Raw genomic sequence first — 18,110 nt, forward strand, 5'->3', positions numbered from 1 at the left:
AGAGAAAGGGGCGGACTGCGCCGCCCCTTTTCAAAATCAAACCCCAACCGGATTAGCCTTCTCAGGATCAATCTTGTACTGCTTGATCGCCCGCGCCACATCCTTGGCCGTCATCTTCCCTTCCTTCGCCAGCGCCGCAATCGCGGCATGCGCGATGTAGTACCGGTCAACCTCGAAGAAGCGACGCAGGTTGGCACGCGTATCCGAACGACCAAACCCATCGGTACCCAGCACCGTGTACGACATCGGCACGAACGAGCGGATCTGGTCCGCGTACGCACGCACGTAGTCGGTGGCGGCAATGGCCGGGCCCTGGCGGCCTTCCAGCAGCTCGGTCACGAACGCCTTGCGCTGCTCGCCTTCCGGGTGGAAGCGGTTGTAACGCTCCACGTCGAAGCCGTCGCGGCGCAGTTCGTTGAAGCTCGGGCAGCTCCAGATGTCGGCGGTCACGCCGAAGTCCTTGTCCAGCAGCTCGGCTGCGGCAATGGCTTCGCGCAGGATGGTGCCCGAACCCAGCAGCTGCACGCGCAGCTCGCCCTTCTTCGGCTTGCCGGCGTCGGTGAGCAGATACATGCCCTTGACGATGCCGTCGGCCGCGCCTTCCGGCATTTCCGGGTGGGTGTAGTTTTCGTTCATCAGGGTGATGTAGTAGTACTCATCAATCTGATCTTCCATCATGGCCTTGGTGCCGTGCTGCAGGATCACCGTCACTTCGAAGCCGAAGGTCGGGTCATAGCTGCGCACGTTCGGGATGCCACCGGCCACGATATGGCTGAAGCCATCTTCGTGCTGCAGGCCTTCGCCGTTCAGCGTGGTGCGGCCGGCGGTGCCGCCCAGCAGGAAGCCACGGGTACGCATGTCGGCGGCCTGCCAGGCAAGGTCGCCCACGCGCTGGAAGCCGAACATGCTGTAGTAGATGTAGAACGGCAGCATCGGCACGTTGCTTACCGAGTAGCTGGTACCGGCGGCCATCCACGAGGCAATGGCGCCCGGCTCGCTGATGCCCTGCTGCAGCACCTGGCCGCTCTGGTCTTCGCGGTAGAACATGAGCTGGTCGGCATCGACAGGCTTGTACTTCTGGCCGAACGGCGCGTAGATGCCGATCTGGCGGAACAGGCCTTCCATACCGAAGGTACGGGCTTCGTCCGCCACGATCGGCACGATGTGCGGGCCCAGTTCCTTGTCGCGCAGGGTGATGTTCAGGCTCTGCACGAAGGCCATGGTGGTGGAGTAGCTGCGCTCGCCGCTGCTCTTGAGCAGGCGCTCGTAGCTTTCCAGCTTGGGCGCCACGAAGCTCTTTTCGGCCTTGCGACGGCGCTGCGGCAGGTAACCCCCCAGGGCGGCGCGGCGTTCCTGCAGGTACTTCACTTCCGGCGAATCCGGGCCCGGGTGGTAGAACGGCACCTGGCCGTCGGCCAGCTGGGCGTCGGTCACCGGGATGTTGAAGCGGTCGCGGAAGTGGCGAACGGCGTCGTCGTCCAGCTTCTTGGTCTGGTGGGTCGGGTTGAGTGCTTCACCCGCGCTGCCCATGCCGTAGCCCTTGACTGTCTTGGCCAGGATCACGGTGGGCATGCCCTTGGTGTTCACCGCTTCGTGGTACGCGGCATACACCTTGTGCGGATCGTGGCCGCCACGGTTGAGGCGCCAGATGTCGTCGTCGGACAGGCCGGCGACCATGGCTGCGGTCTCCGGGTACTTGCCGAAGAAATGCTCGCGGGTATACGCGCCGCCGAAGGCCTTGCAGTTCTGGTATTCGCCGTCGACGGTTTCCATCATCAGCTTGCGCAGGACGCCGTTGGTGTCCTTGGCCAGCAGGGCATCCCAGTAACCGCCCCACAGCAGCTTGATGACATTCCAGCCGCCGCCACGGAAGACACCTTCCAGTTCCTGGATGATCTTGCCGTTGCCACGCACCGGGCCGTCAAGGCGCTGCAGGTTGCAGTTGACCACGAAGATCAGGTTGTCCAGGCCTTCGCGGCCGGCCAGCGCGATGGCGCCCAGGGTTTCCGGCTCGTCGCTCTCGCCGTCGCCGATGAAGCACCACACCTTGCGGTCGGACTTCTCGATCAGGCCACGGTTTTCCAGGTAACGCAGGAACTGCGCCTGGTAGATGGCGGCCAGCGGGCCCAGGCCCATCGACACGGTGGGGGTCTGCCAGTAATCGGGCATCAGCCACGGGTGCGGGTAGCTGGAGAGGCCACCGCCGTCCACTTCCATGCGGAACTTGTCCAGCTGGGCTTCGTCGATGCGGCCTTCCAGGAAGGAACGCGCATAGATGCCCGGGGCGCTGTGACCCTGGATGAAGAGCAGGTCGCCGGGGTGGTCTTCGCTGGGGGCGCGCCAGAAGTGGTTGAAGCCCACGTCATACAGCGTGGCGCCGGAGGCGAAGGAGGCGATGTGGCCGCCCAGGTCGCCGGGCTTGCGGTTGGCGCGCACCACGGTGGCCATCGCGTTCCAGCGGATGATGGAACGAATGCGCCATTCCAGTTCGGCGTTGCCCGGGCTCTTGGCCTCCAGGGTCGGCGCGATGGTGTTCACGTATTCGGTGGTGGGAGAGAACGGCAGGTACGCGCCCGAACGACGGGTGAGTTCAACCATGCCTTCCAACAGTTGATGCGCGCGCTCGGGGCCCTCGACATCAATTACGGCCTTCAGCGACTCGATCCATTCCTGGGTTTCCACAGGATTCGGGTCGTTGTTCAGCACCTCGTTCAACCAGTTCATTTGCGCTCCCATGACCGCACGCACGCGCGCGACTGTTTTAGATTTCTAGCCGCAAAGTGTAGCGCACCCTAGGGTTTGCTTACTTCGCTACGGGTGCGTATGGACGATGGGGCGGTGTCCCTGGGGACAGCTTGGGCCACGGTTTTGGCCCGCCGCTACGGTTCCACGCGCGTGTTAAGCATGGCCGGGCGCGATGACGCCGGCAGGTCAGAAGGACAGCGCTGGACAAGCCGATGCAGGTGGCGCGGGCGCTGCGGGCGGTTGGCGCTGCCAAGTGCGGCGCTGGTGCGCGCTTCGGGCAGGGCTGTCCGGTGTCCGCGAGGAGGCGAATTGTTCCACCACAGGCACGCACCGTCGCAGCCGGGATGCACCTGAACGCATGCCTGCCGTGCGCGCGCCGTTGCTGGCGGCGGGCGAGATTTCGATATATCGTTCCGGCATCGCATTCGATATATCGAAATGACCGCTCCGCGTGACCTCGACCGCCCTGCCCGCCCGCTGACCGCACGCCCGCTCAGCCGCGGCGACCTGCGCCTGCTGATGCTGGCGCTGCTGGGCGAGCAGCCGCGCCACGGCTACGAGTTGATCCAGCTGATCAGCGACATGTTCGTGCGGGTGTACACGCCCAGCGCGGGCTCGATCTACCCGGTGCTGGCGCAGTTCGAGGCGGCCGGCTGGGTGGGCGCCATTGAAGACGGCGGGCGCAAGCGCTACCAGCTGAGCGCGGTGGGGGCGGCCGAGCTGGCCGCGCAGCGCGAAGAGGTGGACGCGGCGCTGCGCCGGGTGCGCGACAGCGCCCGCACGATCACCAAGGCCAACCTGCCGCCCAGCGTGCGCGATGCCCTGCGCGAGCTCAAAACCGCGTTGGGCCTGTGCCACGGCCGCTGGAACGAGACCAACGCCAGCAGCGTGGCGCAGGCCCTGCGTGACGCCGCCGCCCATATCCGCGGGCAAGGACGCTGAGCATGCCGTTGCCCCCTTCCACGTATTCGACCCAGCCAGCCCCCGCCAGCCAGGTCTTCCCCCTACGCCGCGCTGCGGCGCATTTGATTACAGGTGTTCCCCATGGCTGTGCATGAAAACAAACTGCTGCGTCATACCGTGACGTTCCGCCCGCTGCAGGTGCTGCGCACCGAAGAGATCAGCCCGTGCATGCGCCGGGTGATCGTGGGCGGGCCGGCGCTGGAAGGGTTTGATTCGCCCTCGCCCGACGACCACGTGAAGCTGTTCTTCCCCAATGCCGAGGGCCAGTTCGTGGTGCCCACGATGACCCCGGAAGGCCCGCGCTACCCGGAAGGCCAGCAGCCCTCGCCCGCCCGCGACTACACCCCGCGCTGGTGGGACCTGGAGGCCGGTGAGCTGGCGCTGGATTTCGTCATGCATGGGCACGGCGTGGCGTCGAGCTGGGCCGCCAACGCGCAGCCGGGCGACGCGATCGCGGTGGGCGGCCCGCGCGGGTCGCACATGACCGCACCGGACTACGACACCTACGTGCTGATTGGCGATGAAACCGCGCTGCCGGCGATTGGCCGCTGGCTGGAGACGCTGCCGGAAGGCGCGCAGGCCGATGTGTATATCGAGATTCCCGAGTCGGGCGACCGCCAGGAACTGCCGGACGATGACCGCATCCGGGTGTCGTGGCTGGAGCGCAACGGTTTCGATGCGGCCAGCAGCACGTTGCTGGAAGACGTGCTGACCGATTTCGAGGAGCCCGACGGCGATACGTTCTACTGGATCGCCACCGAGTCGCGCCGGGCGCGGATGATGCGCAAGTACATCGAAGGCCACCTGGGCGTGCCCAAGGACTGGATCCGCTCGACCGGCTACTGGAAGGCCCACGCCGACGAGCACGACGGGGACTGAGCCAGGCCGGGGCGGCTTCTGACGCAGGCAAGGTCAGCGGAGAACGCCTGGGCAGCGCCTGGTGGCCGTTGCCCCGGATACTATCGCTGGTGGAAGCACATGACGGCCGTTCGCCCGCCACGTTCGTAAATGGAAGCGCCTGACAGCGGGATACCCTGTAGGGCGCCGGGCATCGCGCCGCGGGTAACAAGCAGCCCCTTGAGGGTGCGCCTGCCGACGAAGATGGCCGACACACCGTCTTGGCGCTCGTGCAGAATGCGCACCTCGCTGCCCGCCAGCCCGCCTGGAGGCTGTTGCAGCCCCACTACGCGCTTTTCGCCAGGCCCCACCAATAGCCCGCTGGTCACTTTGAATGTGGCCGAGTTGCGACCGAGTATCTGGCTGTCCGCCCACGCAACTACCTCGGCGGCATCGCCCTTGTCATTCACAAACTTGTAGTACTCGCCGCAGCTGAGGTAGTTGCAACTGGACAGCCCAACAACTGCCCCCATCCCCAGCAAAAGGCGGGCTAGTGGCAGCCAGAATGCGCCGAAACACTTAGTCGCCACCGTACTTTTCATAGTAGTAGTACCCCGCGTCGGCCAGGAACTGTCGCTGGGAAATGTTGCCGAATGTGCCCTCGCTGGACGAGTTCCAACCAACGATTGCGGCCTTCATCCGTGTTGTTCATCGTGGCAATGCCCCTGTTGGCCAGGACCAGGCACCGGGCGAGAGTGGCCCAGCGGCCGGCAATACACAACCGCCTGTCCAGTCAGCCGCCGGGGGCCGTTCAAGGGGCGGCGCGGCGCCCGCGGCTGCGCCTGCACGGCGATGGCAACCCGGCGGAGGGCACCGGAGGGTCCTCGACTGGAATGCGCCCGCGACGGGCACCGGCTGCGAATGCGACAATCGCGTTTTGGGCCGGTGCTTTTCCATGCAAGCAGTTTCTTATTCGGCGCTGGCCGACCTGATCGCCCGCGCCGAGCGCGCCGACCCCGCCCTGGATGCCGCGCTGACCGCGCTGGCGCCGTCGGTGGGCGGCAACGTGGCCCCGCTGCGGGCGGCGTTGGTGCCGCTGGCCCTGGCGCAGGCGGCGCTGGTGCAGGCCAACGCGGATATCGGCCTGGTGGCCGATGAGCTGCGCCGCTATCAGAAGTTTGCCGCGCCCGGTAAGCCGAGCCTGCAGATCGTGCAGCTGCGCAAGCAGCAGGCCACGGTGAAGCAGGCTGCGCTGATTGCCCGGCAGAATTTCGCCCAGGCCACGCACGCCTTCCTGCGCGACGGCGGCTTGACCGCGCCGGCGCGCCGGCTGCCCACCGACTTTGCCACGGCCTGGCTGGGCAAGGTGGTCACGGCGGTAGAGGCGGGCTGAAGGGCGCCGCGGTAGTGCCGGCCGCTGGCCGGCTCCTGGTGATGCCGGTTGGCTGGGGAGCCGGCCAGCGGCCGGCACTACCGGTTACGTGGTTGGCGACAGTCCGGTTACGTGGTTGGCGACAGTCGGATTCCGTGGTTGGCGCCAGTCTGCTTACGTAGTTGCCGAGGGTGGTGACGCGGCCACGCGGCGCCAGCCGTAGCGCTTGGCCAGGCCGACCTCGATCAGCACCAACGCCATGATGATCAGCAGCGGCAGCAGCAGGCCGAAATAGATGCCGGGCATCATGCTGGTGAGCTGCGCCTTGAGCAGCCGGATGACGCCCTTGGTGTGCAGCAACTCGTTCATGCGCATGCCCAGCGCTTCGCGGAAGACCTTCTTGTCCACGCCGCTGTAGCCGGCTACTTCCTTGGACACGCTGTCTTCCACCCATTGCGACATCAGCGCGCTGCGCACGTGTTCGATGCCGCTGCGGGTCCAGCGCGTGAGCGTGCCTTCGCCCTGCAGGTAGCTGGCCCCGGGCAACGGGTGTTCGGCCAGGTAGGCGTCCACCACCTGGCGGGTGGCGTCGTGCACGGTGGCGTCGCTGCGCATCAACGTGGCGAGGGCGGGATCGTCGAGCGACTGTTCGAAATCCACCATCCAGCTGGCCACCAGGGTCTGCAGGTGCGGCTGGAAATGGTCGATCTGCTTGTACAGCGCGCGCTGCGCGCCGGCGGCAAAGCCCAGCTGCAGGCCGGTGAAGGCGAACAGCAGCGGCAGCAGCACCACGTAGGTGGCCAGGGTGTAATGGTGCCAGCGGTTGCGGCGGGCGAACCAGCGGCGGCGGTGCATGGCCAGCCAGGTGGCGATACCCAGGCCCAGGCCAACCAGCGTGCCGATGAGGCTGCCGCCGATCAGGTCGAGCAGGCTCAGGCCGGTCCAGAATTCCATCATCCAGAATTGTGCGTCTTGCACGGGTGTGCTCCCTTTGCGCGTGAAGCGGGGGAGTGTAGGCGATGCGGATCAGCCCCGCCGGGGGCATTGCGACACGACCGGGGTAGAGCCGACCGTTGGTCGGCTGTCGCGGCAATGGGCCCAGGGTAGAGCCGACCGTTGGTCGGCTGTCGCGGCAATGGGCCCATCGATGTCATGCAACGGCAGCCGACCAACGGTCGGCTCTACCCGGGTTGGGCCGCGCAAACAACTGCGGGACCACGCCCCCCACCCAAACAGAAAGCCCGCCTTTCGGCGGGCTTTCTGCAGTTCTACATCAGCAACCGATCAAGCAGCCGGCTTTTCGCCGGTGGCTTCGGTGGTGATGCGGATGTTCACTTCATCGCTGACGTTCGGGGCATACGCGCCCACGCCGAAATCGCTGCGCTTGATGGTGGTGGTGGCGTCGAAGCCGGCGGCCGGCACCTTGGCCATCGGGTGCTCGCCACCGCCATTGATCGTCACATCCAGGGTCACCGGCTTGGTGATGTCCTTGATGGTCAGGTCGCCGGTCACGGTGAGCTTGTTGGTGCCGTTGGCTTCCACCTTGGTGCTCTTGAACGAAGCAGCCGGGAACTTGGCAGCGTCGAAGAAGTCGGCGCTCTTCAGGTGCTCGTCGAACTTGGCGGTGAAGCTGTTGAGGCCGGTCAGCGGCAGCTTCACTTCCACGGTGGACTTGGTCACGTCGGCCGCGTCATACACCAGGGTGCCTTCGGCCGCGCCGAAGTGGGCGGTCGGGTGCGAGAAGCCGAAGTGGCTCCACTGGACCAGCACGTCGGTGTGGGTCGGGTCGAGCTTGTAGGTGCCCGAGGCGATCTGGATGGCTTCAGCAGCCGGGGCGGCCGGGGTAGCAGCAGCGGCGTCGGCAGCCGGGGTGGTGGCGGCAGCGGCCGGCGCAGCGTCGGCGGCCGGGGCAGCCGCTTCGTCGGCCGGCTTGGAGCAGGCGGCGATGGCCAGGGTGAGGGCCAGCGGCAACAGCAGTTTGCGGGTCATGGTCATGTCAGGTCTCTCTCGAATGCGAAGGGAAAAATACAAAGGTGAGACAAACAGCCCGTCCGCTCAGACGGGCCGGGGTCTGGCGGAAACGCTTATGCGATGCGCGCTGCTTCGTCGAAGCTCAGGCGGGGCAGCCGCGGGAACAGGCCCGAAGAATCACCGTACCCCAAGTTGACCAGGAAATTCGACTTGATCGCGGTGCCCTTGAAGAAGGCTTCGTCGACCTTGGCATTGTCGAAGCCGGACATCGGGCCGGCATCCAGACCCAGCGCGCGGGCGGCCAGGATCAGGTAGGCGCCCTGCAGGCTGCCGTTGCGGAATGCGCCTTCGGTACGGGCTTCACGCGGGCCGTCGAACCACGCCTTGGCGTCGGTGTGCGGGAACAGGTAGGGCAGCTTTTCGTGGAAGTCTTCGTCGAAGGCGACGATCACCGTGACCGGCGCGGCCAGGGTCTTGTCGTGATTGCCTTCGGACAGCGCCGGGGCGAGCTTGGCCTTGGCTTCCGGGCTTTTCACGAACACGAAGCGCGCCGGGCTGCCGTTGGCCGCAGTGGGGCCCCACTTCAGCAGTTCGTACAGGGCCTGCAGCTGGCTGTCGTCGACGGGCGTGTCGAGGAAGGCGTTCTGGGTGCGGGCGGTACGGAACAGCTGGTCAAGCGCAGCATCGTTGAGCACGTGGGACATGGAGCCTCCAGAAAAGGGGGAAAACCTTGGCGTCGCCTGCCGGCCGGTCGGGGTGACCATGGGAGGGGCGAAGGCTGGCAGTGTAGAGTGTCGTGACAGTTGCAACACCCAGCCTGACTGAAACGAATTAATGCCATACGTGAAACGATGGAGTCCGCCCTGGACGATCACTGACGGCCGTGCCGGCAATGTGCGGCAGGCGGTGGCGCTGGCGTCGGCACTGAAACTGGGGGCGCATCAACCGCTGGTGCTGAGCCCGCGCGCGCCGTGGCGCTGGCTGGCGCCACGCTGGCTGCCGGGCGCGGCACGCGGCTTCGGCCCGGCCTTCCAGCAGCTGGCTGCCGCGCACCCGCAGCTGGCCATTGGCTGTGGCCGCCAGGCGGCCGGGGCGCTGCGCGAACTGCGCCGGGGCGGCACCACGGTGGTGCAGATCCTGGACCCGCGGATCAGCGCGCGGCACTGGGACCTGCTGGTGGTACCCGAACACGACCGCCTGCGCGGCAGCAACGTCCTGACCCTGCTGGGCAGCCTGAACCCGGTCAACGATGACTGGCTGGCCTGCGGGCGCGCCGCGTTCGCCGCCTTCGGCACGTTGCCCGGCCCACGCACCGCATTGCTGGTGGGTGGCCCTACCCCGCACGCGCCGTGGCACGAGCCGCACATGGTGCAGGTGTTCCAGCAGTTGGCCGCGCAGCTGCGTGCCGAAGGCGGCAGCCTGCTGGCCACCACGTCGCGGCGCACGCCGCCCGCGCTGGTGGGCGCGCTGCGCAGTGCCTTCGCCGATGTTCCGCATGTGATCTGGGGCGATGGCGGCGACGGCGTCAATCCGTATGCGGGGCTGCTGGGCTGGGCCAACCGCGTGGTGGTGTCGCCCGATTCGGTGAACCTGCTGTCCGAGGCGTGCGCCACGCGCATGCCGGTGGCGGTGGCGCTGGCCGACCAGGCGCAGGCACGGCTGGCGCAGTTCCAACAGGCACTGCGCGAACGCGGTCGGTTGCAACCGCGCTGGCTCGACTGGCACACCGACGGGCGCGTCACGCCGCTGCGCGAAACCACGCGCATTGCCGCTGAAGTACAGGCACGCCTGCTGCCGGTATGATGCGCCGGCGGCACCGTGCCGTGGGAGAACACGCCTCATGGAAGACCGCCGTCCTGCGATGATCACGCGCCTGCGCCAGGCGGTGCTGTGCGGGCTGCTGCTGGGCACCGCCGCCATCGCCCAGGCCGAACCGCAGTGCGTGGAACGCTATCCCACGCCGGCTGCGCTGGCATCGATGTTCGATGTGGCGCTGGCCACCACCGACGCGTTGGATGCGCTGGAGGGCGTGGACGTGGTGCTGGTGGCACGCGGCGGCCAGGACCTGAGCAAGTACGGGTTGCGCCACAGCCACGTGGCGTTCCTGCTGCGCGAAGACGACGGCCAGTGGCGCGCGGTGCACCTGCTCAACCCGTGCAAGACCGCGCAGTCGCATCTGTTCCGCGAAGGCGTGGCCACCTTCATTGGTGAAACGTCCGCGCATACCGACCTGCGCATCGGCGTGCCCACGCCGGCGCTGCGTGCGACGTTGAAGACGATGCTGACCCAGCCGGCCATCCAGGCGCGCGCGCTGCACGAGGCACGCTACAGCGTGGTGGCCTACCCGTTCAGTACCGAGTACCAGAACTCCAACCAATGGATTCTGGAAGTGCTGGCGGCTGCATTGGCGCAGAACGAAGACGGCACGCTCATCGTCAACCGCACCCAGGTGCAGGACTGGCTGAAGCAGCACCGCTACCGGCCCAGCACGCTGCACATCGGCGTGGCCAAGCGCTTGGGCGCACGCTTCTTCGTACCCAATGCGGCGGTCACCGACCACCCGGCCAGCGAGCGCATCTCGGGCAACTACTCGGTGGTGACGGTGGAGTCGGTGTTCGACTTCGTGCAGCAGCAGAAGGCGCTGCAGATGGAACTGCCGATCGCGCACGTGGCGGTGGACGGCATCACCGCGCCCAAGCCGTGAGTCAGCTGCGGGCAGCACGATTGCAGGCATACTGCCGGCCTTACAGGGATGCCCCCAAGGAACCGCTGATGACACGGATTGCCCGCCTTGCCGTTTCGCCACTGCTGGCCGTTGCGCTGTGCGCCACCAGCCTGCCCGCCTCGGCGCAGATGTTGACCGGTAACAAGCACCCGGTGGCCAGCAGCGTCATCGTGACCTCGATCGTGAGCGTGGTCGTGATCACCGCGCCGATCTGGATGGTCTCGGCCGGGGTGAGCAAGGCCAGCGACGGGTCGGCCCGGCGCAGCCGCGCTGCCAAGGCCCGCAAGGCCCAGCCGTTGCCGCCGCTGACCGTGGAAAAAGTGGAGCACACCGCCGATGGCGGCATCCAGCTGGCCCTGCAGAACCCGCAGGCGCCCGACGACCTGGCCGTGCTGCAGTGGCCGAACCAGGCCGACAGCCCGGTAACCGCCGTGGCCGTGGGCGACGTGCTGGCCTTCACCCCCACCGAGGGCGGCGCCGGCTGGAACGTGGCCAACGCGCAGGGCACCACGCTGGCGTTCCTGCCCACCGACCCCGACGCGGCGCAGCCGAGTGCGCGCTGGTAAGCGCAGTGCGCGGGTTGTTCACCTGAGGAATGGCGGCATGAAACGAACGGTTGCACTCTCTTTGCTGGCGGTGGCACTGCTGGCCACCGGCCTGCCCGCGTCGGCGCAGGACCTGAGCCGCGCCTCGCCGGTGACCAGCAGCGTGCTGGCCACCTCGGTGGTGAGCCTGGCGGTGATCACCGCGCCGGTGTGGTTGAGCGCGCTGGGGGCCAGTGAGCTGCACGACGCCTCGATGCCGCACAACCGGGCCGCCCGGGCCGCCGCGAAGAAGGCCGGCCCGCTGCCGCCGCTCACCGTGGAACGCGTGGCCCAGCAGCCCGATGGCGGCTACCGGGTGGACCTGCGCAACCCGGAGGCGCCGCAGGACCTGGCGGTGGTGGAATGGCCGGCCCGTGCCGACAACCCCGCCGCCGGCGTGAAGGTGGGCGATGTGCTGGACTTCAAACCGACCCCGGCCGGTGCCGGCTGGACCGTTGCCAACGCCAACGGCGCGGCGCTGGCGTTCCTGCCGACGACCACCGCGGCGGCCACCAGCATGAGCGAACGCTTCTAGATGAACCGGCCCGGGGTGGCCCCGCGCCGCCCAAGCCCGGATAATCCGCCGCTTCCCTGACTTCCCCGGTGCGCCATGTCTGTGCGTCCTTCGATCACCTTTGCCCCGTTGACCCCGCGCGCGCTGTTGCTGGCGGTGCTGGCCATGGGCGCGGTGGTGCTGGGCAGCAACGTGCTGGTGCAGTACCCGATCAACGACTGGCTGACCTGGGGCGCCTTCAGCTACCCGGTGGCGTTCCTGGTGAGCAACCTGATCAACCGGCGCTTCGGGCCGCAGGCCGCGCGCAAGGTGGCGTGGGCCGGGTTCGCGCTGGCGGTGGTGTTGTCGATCTGGATCGCCACGCCGCGCATCGCGGTGGCCTCGTGCCTGGCCTTCATTGCCGCGCAGCTGCTGGACATCACCGTGTTCGACCGGCTGCGCCGCGGGCACTGGTGGCGCGCGCCGATGGTGGCCACCACCTGCAGCGCCACGCTGGACACGACGATCTTCTGGAGCATCGCGTTTGCCGGCTCCAGCTTGCCGTGGGTGAGCTGGGCCGCGGGCGACCTGGCGGTGAAGCTGACCATCGGTGTGTTCCTGCTGGCGCCGTTCCGCGCGTTGCTGTGGAAGATGGCGCCGCGCGCGGCGTAACCCCGCGGCGGCCGTGCACTGGCTGGACAGTGCGCAGGTGGGTGCAGCAGGCTGTGGCGATGGAAACCGATGCCACCTACAAGAGTGCCGTGGAGCGCCAGGTGCGCGAACGCATGGCCGAGCGTGCTGCCACCTGCACCGGCGTGCGTACGCGCGGGCTGGACTGGGTGGTGCGTGAGGGGAAGACCGAACTGGCCAGCGCCGGGCTGTACCCGCTGCGTGCGGCAGGGGGCTGGGCGGCAACGTTGACGGTGCACTGCCCCACGGCATTGGCGTTCTGCAGGACGTGGGCCGACGGCACCGCTTCGGCGTTGCCCAACCCGGACATGCTGATGGCGGTGATGTCCACGGCCGGCGGCATGCCCGGCTTTGCCGGCCACAGTGGCGTGATCGTGCGGGCCGGCACCCACGATGCCGATGCGCTGGCCCAGCAGCTGGTCGACCGCCTGGCCGATGCCGCGCTGACGCGCGCGTTGGCGTGGCGCACGGTGCCAGTGGCACTGATCGACGACGTGGTGGCGCACAGCGCGTTCTACGCGTGGCCGCTGCAGACGGTGCTGTACATCGCCCAGCGCAATGGCCTGGCGGCCGACGACCCCCAGCTGCGCGACGCGCTGCAACGCCGCGCGATCCTGCGCCGTGGCGAACGCGACCGGGCCCTGGTGCAGCGCGTGTTGCCGAGGTAGAGCCACCCCATGGGTGGCTGCGCAGTGCCGAGGTAGAGCCACCCCATGGGTGGCTGCGCGGTGCCGGGCGAAGAGCAGCCGGGCAGAGCCCGGCTCTACGCGGGGACCTGATGCCGGCCGGGCAGCGCCCGGCGCTACGCGGGGTGCGGGGTCTGGAACGGGAGGCCGGCTGCGTCGCAGGCGGCGCTGATGACCGCGCGGGCTTCTTCGAGTGCGGGTGTGGGCGCGGCCAGGCGCGGGCGGCGGTCGAGGGTGCAGGCCAGGCCGACGTCCAGCAACGCGGCGTGCGCGTCATGCAGGCCCTGGCGGGTGCCGCCGGGTAGCCAGGCGATGCTGGCCAGGGCGTCGATCAGGCGCGGGGTGTCGCGCGGTTCCAGTACCTGCGGGTGCGCGCCGGCGCTGTCGAGGACGCCGGTCTGCAGCAGGAATTCGAGGTCGACAATGCCACCGGCGCCCTGCTTCAGGTCCAGCCGCGCGGCGTCGCTGCGGTCCAGTTCGGTGCGCATGCGTGCGCGCATTTTTATGACGTCGGCGTAGAGCACGTCGGCATCGCGGGGGCGGGCGAGTGTCTGCGCGCGCACGCGTTCGAAATCGGCCAGCAGGGTGGCGTCGCCGGCGATGCCGCGTGCGCGTACCAAGGCCTGGTGTTCCCAGGTCCACGCGCGCTCGCGCTGGTACTCGGTGTAGCTGGCCAGCGAGGACACCAGCGCGCCCTTGCCGCCGTCCGGGCGCAGGCGCACGTCGATGTCGTAGAGCCGACCCGCGGCGGTGACCGCGCCCAGCAGAGCCATCACCTTCTGTGCCAGCCGTGCATACCAGCGGCCCGGATCGAGCGGCCGCTTGCCGTCGCTGCTGTCCTGGTCAGCCGGGTGGTCGTGCAGGAACACCAGGTCCAGGTCCGAACCAAAGCCCAGTTCCAGCCCCCCCAGGCTGCCGTAGCCGATGATCGCAAACCGCCCACCGGGAATACCGCCGTGGGCGGCGTGCATGTCGGCAGCGGCCATGGCATGCACGGTCACCACCACCGCCTGGGCCAGCTCGGCCAGCTGGCGGGTGCTGTCCACGGCGCGCTGGCGACCGTCGAGGGTGGCCAGCGCCATGCGGAAACTCAGGGCAAGGCGGGTTTCGTTGAGCAGGCGCAGCGCGGCTTCGGGGTCGTCCACGGCCAGCGCGGCATCGCACTCGGCCTGCATCGCGTCGGCGTCGGGCATCGGCCCGGACACGCGCACGTCCAACAGCTCATCCAGCAGCAGCGGGTAGGCGGCCAGCCGTTCGGCCAGCAACGCGCTGCGGGCCAGTACGTCCACCAGCCGCGCCAGCGCGCTGGGCTGTTCGTCCAGCAGCGCCAGGTAGCTGGTGCGACGCAGGATGGCCTGCAGCAGGCCGAGCACGCGCTTGAGCGCGGCGTCGGGCTGGGGCGAACGGGTGGCGGCGTGCAGCAGCGCCGGCAGCACGCGGTCCAGGCGCGCGCGGGCGCTGTCGGACAGCGACTTCACGCCCAGCGACTGGGCGAAATCGCGCAGCGACTGGTCGGCGCTGTGCGGGTCGTGGAAGCCGGCATCGGCGAGGATCTCGGCGCTGCCGTTGTCGGGCAGGCCGCGCCAGTAGTTGGACAGCGCATCGGGCGCGGCCTGGCCCTTGCGCGGGGCCAGCAGCGCGCCGAATTCGGTGCTGACCCGGGTGCGTTGCGCGTCGAGCGCGGCGATCAGCGCGTCCCAGTCGGGGTAGCCCAGGCCGGTGGCGATGCGCAGGCGGTCGGTGGGGTCGGTAGGCAGCGCGTGGGTCTGGGCATCGCGCAGCATCTGCAGGCGGTTTTCCAGCCGACGCAGGAAGCCGTACGCGTGCAGCAGGTCTTCACCGTCCTGCGCGGCCATCTGCCCACAGGCCACCAGCGCGGGCAGCGCATGCAGCAGGCGGCGTTCGCGCAGGCTGGCTTCGCGGCCGCCGCGGATCAGCTGCAGGGCCTGGCACAGGAATTCAATTTCGCGGATGCCACCGGGGCCGCGTTTGATGTCGTCGAACATTTCCCGGCGCGAGACTTCGGCGGTGATCGCCGCCTTCATCTCGCGCAGGCCATCGAGCGCGGTGAAATCGAGGTAGCGGCGGTACACGAACGGGCGCAGGGTCTGCAGCCACGCTTCACCGGCGGCGATGTCGCCGGCCACCGCGCGCGCCTTGAGCCAGGCGTAGCGTTCCCAGTCGCGGCCTTCGCGCTGGAAGTACTGGTCCATGCCGGCGAACGACAGCGCTACCCGGCCGGCACTGCCGAACGGGCGCAGGCGCAGGTCGACGCGGTGGCTGAAGCCGTCCACGGTGGTTTCGTCCAGCAGCCGCGCCAGGCGCTGGCCGAGTCGGGCGAAGTATTCCTCGGCGGCCAGCGGGCGCGCGCCGTCGGATTCACCGCCTTGCGGGTAGGCGTAGACCAAGTCGACGTCGGAGCTGAAATTGAGTTCGCCGCCGCCCAGCTTGCCCAGCCCGAACACCACCAGCTGCTGGGCGCTGCCGTCGGCGGCGCGGACCACGCCGTGGCGGGTGGCAAATTCCTGCTCGAGCGCGGCCAGGCCGATGCCCAGGCAGTCTTCGGCCAGGGCGGTGGCGCCGGCCAGGGTGGCGGGCACGTCGTCGAGCCCGGCCAGGTCGCGCCAGATCAGCCGGGTGGAGGCGGCAGTGCGGTAGCGGCGCAGGCGCTGCGGCCAGTCGCTGGGGTGCTGGGGGTCGAGCTCGGGGCGCGCCAGCGGCGGGCAGCCGGGCTGGATGAGGTGGGCCAGCAGCGCCGGTTGGCGGCACAGGGTGTCGATGGCGAAATCGCTGGTGATGGCCAGCAGGCGTACCTGGTCCAGAACCTCGGCCGGCGGTGGCCAGCTGCCGCTGTCGGCCAGCGACAGGGCCAGGCGCGCCAGGGCGCGGTCGACGAGGGGAACGAGGGCGGCGGGGACAGCGTCGGCGGGAATCGGCATGCAGGGATTATGCAGGGCGCTGGGGGCGCCTACGTATTGCCGGGTGCGCGAAACGGGACGGTGGCGATACCTGCGTCCGGCGTTCTTCGGCCGAGGTCATGCGTTCGCCGCGGTGATGGGCTGGGTCGGCGGTCGATGGGGATCCGACCCTACCGGGTGGGTTTGTGGGCCCCCTGACTTGTCTGCGGCCGTGGAGCGTCCGCCCCGCCAGCGCGAGATGCTGCGTAGAGCCGGGCTCTGCCCGGCTTGGATCGGGCGTTCATGACGCTACGTTGGAGCGCAGAGCAGCCGGGCAGAGCCCGGCTCTACGGGGCGGTTGCCGAATTTCAGGCAATAAAAAGCCCGCTTGCAGCGAACTGCCAGCGGGCTCTGCTCCCTCCCCCACGTCGGGATGCAGGTCGATCTTCTAGGGTCCTCGGAAAAGTTGCACGCTGCACTGCAAAACAATACTTGCGGGTACAGAAGTCATTGCAAAACTGAACAGGGAGTGCCGATAGCCCGAAGCGCCATCCCACCTTGGTCGCACACCCCCTGCGGCGTGGATCGCCGATAATGCAGATCCCCCCAGAAACGTTGTCGTCATGTCTGTCGATCGCATTGCCAACGCGCGTCTGCGTGACCGCGTTGTATCCGCTGAAGCTGCCGCCGCCCTGATCCAACCGGGTGAAACCGTCGCCATGAGCGGCTTTACCGGTTCAGGTTATCCCAAGGCGGTGCCGGTGGCGCTGGCCCAGCGCATCGAGGCGGTGCATGCCCAGGGGCTGCCCTTCCAGATCAGTCTGATGACCGGCGCGTCCACCGCCCCGGAGCTGGACGGCGCACTGGCCAAGGCCGACGGCATCGCCATGCGCATGCCGTTCCAGAGCGACCCGGATGCGCGCAACCGCATCAACGAGGGCAAGCTGGATTACATCGACATCCACCTCAGCCACGTGGCCCAGCATGTGTGGTTCGGGTTCTATGGCGACATCGACACGGCCGTGGTGGAAGTGTCGGCAATCCGCGAGGACGGCTCGCTCGTGCCGTCCACGTCGGTGGGCAACAACAAGACCTGGCTGGACCTGGCCAAGAAGGTGATCATCGAGGTCAACGAATGGCAGCCGGCCGGCGTGGACGGCATGCATGACATCTACTACGGCACGGCGCTGCCGCCGCACCGCAAGCCGATTCCGCTGGTGCACGCCAACGACCGCATCGGCGAGACCTCGCTGCGCTGCGACCCGGACAAGATCGTGGCGGTGGTGCGCACCAACGGCCCGGACCGCAACAGCCCGTTCAGCCCGATCGACACCACCAGCGAGCAGATCGCCGCGCACCTGATCGACTTCCTGAAGCACGAAGTGGCCAAGGGCCGGCTGCCGGCCAACCTGCTGCCGCTGCAGAGCGGCGTGGGCAACATTCCCAACGCGGTGCTGGCCGGGCTGGCCAAGAGCGGCTTCCGCGACCTGGCCGCGTTCACCGAGGTGATCCAGGACGGCATGCTGGACCTGCTGCGCGACGGGGTGCTGAGCTATGCCTCGTGCACCGGGTTCGCGCTGAGCCCGCAGGCCAATGAGACCTTCAAGGCGAACATCGATTTCTACCGCGAGCGCATCATCATGCGCACGCAGGAAATCTCGAACCATCCCGAACTGGTGCGCCGCCTGGGCTGCATCGGCATGAACGGGATGATCGAAGCGGACCTGTACGGCAACGTCAATTCCACCCATGTGATGGGCACGCGGATCATGAACGGCATTGGCGGCTCGGGCGACTTCGCGCGCAACGGGTTCCTGTCGGCGTTCCTGAGCCCGTCCACGGCCAAGAACGGCAGCATCTCGGCAATCGTGCCGATGGTGAGCCACGTGGACCACACCGAGCACGACGTGTCGGTGATCGTGACCGAACAGGGCCTGGCCGACCTGCGCGGGCTGACCCCGCGCAAGCGCGCGCGGGTGGTGATCGACAACTGCGCGCATCCTGATTTCCGCGATCAGTTGAACGATTACTTCGACCGCGCCAGCCGCGACAGTTACGGCAAGCACACCCCGCATCTGTTGCCCGAAGCGTTGTCGTGGCACCAGCGGTGGTTGGATACGGGCACGATGAAGGCGTGATCCACCGGC

At 68.2% G+C, this 18,110-nt stretch carries 16 protein-coding genes; 10 read left to right on the plus strand and 6 right to left on the minus strand.

The features are described 5' to 3' along the window. Positions 1-36: 36 nt before the first annotated feature. On the minus strand, positions 37-2,724 hold the full coding sequence (aceE, locus tag DX03_RS17685; RefSeq protein WP_038690829.1) for a pyruvate dehydrogenase (acetyl-transferring), homodimeric type: 2,688 nt from the start codon (positions 2,722-2,724) through the stop codon (positions 37-39). 459 nt (positions 2,725-3,183) lie between these two features. On the opposite strand from aceE, the gene DX03_RS17690 reads away from it, so the two are divergent. Both DX03_RS17690 and DX03_RS17695 read left to right on the plus strand, forming a co-directional pair. After that, positions 3,184-3,687: a PadR family transcriptional regulator gene (locus DX03_RS17690; RefSeq protein ID WP_038690831.1), complete on the plus strand. Its 504-nt coding sequence runs from the start codon at positions 3,184-3,186 to the stop codon at positions 3,685-3,687. Between the two features lie 102 nt (positions 3,688-3,789). Continuing rightward, a complete protein-coding gene (locus DX03_RS17695) occupies positions 3,790-4,587 on the plus strand; it encodes a siderophore-interacting protein (protein ID WP_038690833.1) in 798 nt (265 codons plus the stop codon). 80 nt (positions 4,588-4,667) lie between these two features. Here DX03_RS17695 and DX03_RS17700 read toward each other — a convergent pair whose 3' ends face one another. Continuing rightward, positions 4,668-5,147 carry a hypothetical protein gene (locus DX03_RS17700; RefSeq protein ID WP_185753389.1) on the minus strand — a complete coding sequence of 160 codons (480 nt, stop codon included), beginning with the start codon at positions 5,145-5,147 and terminating at the stop codon, positions 4,668-4,670. Between the two features lie 353 nt (positions 5,148-5,500). Between DX03_RS17700 and DX03_RS17705 the strand changes: the two genes are divergently transcribed. Continuing rightward, positions 5,501-5,938: a hypothetical protein gene (locus DX03_RS17705; RefSeq protein WP_051598912.1), complete on the plus strand. Its 438-nt coding sequence runs from the start codon at positions 5,501-5,503 to the stop codon at positions 5,936-5,938. Between the two features lie 153 nt (positions 5,939-6,091). On the opposite strand, the gene DX03_RS17710 is transcribed toward DX03_RS17705, so the two are convergent. From DX03_RS17710 to DX03_RS17720, 3 genes are all read right to left on the minus strand, one after another. Continuing rightward, the gene (locus tag DX03_RS17710) at positions 6,092-6,895 is read right to left on the minus strand and encodes a hypothetical protein (RefSeq protein ID WP_038690837.1); all 804 of its coding nucleotides are present in this window, start codon (positions 6,893-6,895) and stop codon (positions 6,092-6,094) included. A 306-nt stretch (positions 6,896-7,201) separates the two neighbouring features. Continuing rightward, positions 7,202-7,912, minus strand: coding sequence for a YceI family protein (locus DX03_RS17715; RefSeq protein ID WP_081797276.1), 711 nt, complete (start codon positions 7,910-7,912; stop codon positions 7,202-7,204). A gap of 89 nt (positions 7,913-8,001) precedes the next feature. Then, entirely contained in the window at positions 8,002-8,592 is a 591-nt protein-coding gene (locus tag DX03_RS17720; protein WP_038690839.1) for a malonic semialdehyde reductase, read from the minus strand. A gap of 130 nt (positions 8,593-8,722) precedes the next feature. Here DX03_RS17720 and DX03_RS17725 point away from each other — a divergent pair, with 130 nt between their 5' ends. From DX03_RS17725 to DX03_RS17750, 6 genes are all read left to right on the plus strand, one after another. Next, positions 8,723-9,691: a mitochondrial fission ELM1 family protein gene (locus DX03_RS17725; RefSeq protein WP_038690841.1), complete on the plus strand. Its 969-nt coding sequence runs from the start codon at positions 8,723-8,725 to the stop codon at positions 9,689-9,691. Positions 9,692-9,728: 37 nt separating this feature from the next. Next, complete coding sequence (locus tag DX03_RS17730; protein WP_081797277.1) at positions 9,729-10,592, plus strand: DUF2145 domain-containing protein; 864 nt, start codon at positions 9,729-9,731, stop codon at positions 10,590-10,592. 68 nt (positions 10,593-10,660) lie between these two features. Then, positions 10,661-11,179, plus strand: a complete 519-nt coding sequence (locus DX03_RS17735; RefSeq protein ID WP_038690842.1) for a hypothetical protein — start codon at positions 10,661-10,663, stop codon at positions 11,177-11,179. A gap of 37 nt (positions 11,180-11,216) precedes the next feature. Further along, entirely contained in the window at positions 11,217-11,732 is a 516-nt protein-coding gene (locus DX03_RS17740) for a hypothetical protein (protein ID WP_038690844.1), read from the plus strand. Positions 11,733-11,807: 75 nt separating this feature from the next. After that, positions 11,808-12,362 (plus strand): queuosine precursor transporter, encoded by a 555-nt coding sequence (locus DX03_RS17745; RefSeq protein WP_038690846.1) that lies wholly within the window; start codon positions 11,808-11,810, stop codon positions 12,360-12,362. Positions 12,363-12,421: 59 nt separating this feature from the next. Beyond that, the gene (locus DX03_RS17750) at positions 12,422-13,048 is read left to right on the plus strand and encodes a hypothetical protein (RefSeq protein WP_038690847.1); all 627 of its coding nucleotides are present in this window, start codon (positions 12,422-12,424) and stop codon (positions 13,046-13,048) included. Positions 13,049-13,182: 134 nt separating this feature from the next. Here DX03_RS17750 and glnE read toward each other — a convergent pair whose 3' ends face one another. Then, positions 13,183-16,005 (minus strand): bifunctional [glutamate--ammonia ligase]-adenylyl-L-tyrosine phosphorylase/[glutamate--ammonia-ligase] adenylyltransferase, encoded by a 2,823-nt coding sequence (gene glnE, locus DX03_RS17755; RefSeq protein WP_038690849.1) that lies wholly within the window; start codon positions 16,003-16,005, stop codon positions 13,183-13,185. Positions 16,006-16,586: 581 nt separating this feature from the next. Here glnE and scpC point away from each other — a divergent pair. After that, positions 16,587-18,101 (plus strand): succinyl-CoA:acetate CoA-transferase ScpC, encoded by a 1,515-nt coding sequence (scpC, locus tag DX03_RS17760; protein ID WP_038690851.1) that lies wholly within the window; start codon positions 16,587-16,589, stop codon positions 18,099-18,101. Positions 18,102-18,110 lie beyond the last annotated feature (9 nt).

The sequence above is a fragment of the Stenotrophomonas rhizophila genome (genome assembly GCF_000661955.1).
GTDB lineage: Bacteria > Pseudomonadota > Gammaproteobacteria > Xanthomonadales > Xanthomonadaceae > Stenotrophomonas > Stenotrophomonas rhizophila.

Bases quoted from the DNA above. Each gene is read 5' to 3' on its own strand.
- scpC (WP_038690851.1), top strand. From the start codon at position 16,587: ATGTCTGTCGATCGCATTGCCAACGCGCGTCTGCGTGACCGCGTTGTA.
- DX03_RS17720 (WP_038690839.1), bottom strand. From the start codon at position 8,592: ATGTCCCACGTGCTCAACGATGCTGCGCTTGACCAGCTGTTCCGTACC.
- DX03_RS17715 (WP_081797276.1), bottom strand. From the start codon at position 7,912: ATGACCATGACCCGCAAACTGCTGTTGCCGCTGGCCCTCACCCTGGCC.
- glnE (WP_038690849.1), bottom strand. From the start codon at position 16,005: ATGCCGATTCCCGCCGACGCTGTCCCCGCCGCCCTCGTTCCCCTCGTC.
- DX03_RS17735 (WP_038690842.1), top strand. From the start codon at position 10,661: ATGACACGGATTGCCCGCCTTGCCGTTTCGCCACTGCTGGCCGTTGCG.
- DX03_RS17695 (WP_038690833.1), top strand. From the start codon at position 3,790: ATGGCTGTGCATGAAAACAAACTGCTGCGTCATACCGTGACGTTCCGC.
- DX03_RS17725 (WP_038690841.1), top strand. From the start codon at position 8,723: ATGCCATACGTGAAACGATGGAGTCCGCCCTGGACGATCACTGACGGC.
- aceE (WP_038690829.1), bottom strand. From the start codon at position 2,724: ATGAACTGGTTGAACGAGGTGCTGAACAACGACCCGAATCCTGTGGAA.
- DX03_RS17745 (WP_038690846.1), top strand. From the start codon at position 11,808: ATGTCTGTGCGTCCTTCGATCACCTTTGCCCCGTTGACCCCGCGCGCG.
- DX03_RS17700 (WP_185753389.1), bottom strand. From the start codon at position 5,147: ATGAAAAGTACGGTGGCGACTAAGTGTTTCGGCGCATTCTGGCTGCCA.
- DX03_RS17705 (WP_051598912.1), top strand. From the start codon at position 5,501: ATGCAAGCAGTTTCTTATTCGGCGCTGGCCGACCTGATCGCCCGCGCC.
- DX03_RS17690 (WP_038690831.1), top strand. From the start codon at position 3,184: ATGACCGCTCCGCGTGACCTCGACCGCCCTGCCCGCCCGCTGACCGCA.
- DX03_RS17740 (WP_038690844.1), top strand. From the start codon at position 11,217: ATGAAACGAACGGTTGCACTCTCTTTGCTGGCGGTGGCACTGCTGGCC.
- DX03_RS17750 (WP_038690847.1), top strand. From the start codon at position 12,422: ATGGAAACCGATGCCACCTACAAGAGTGCCGTGGAGCGCCAGGTGCGC.
- DX03_RS17730 (WP_081797277.1), top strand. From the start codon at position 9,729: ATGGAAGACCGCCGTCCTGCGATGATCACGCGCCTGCGCCAGGCGGTG.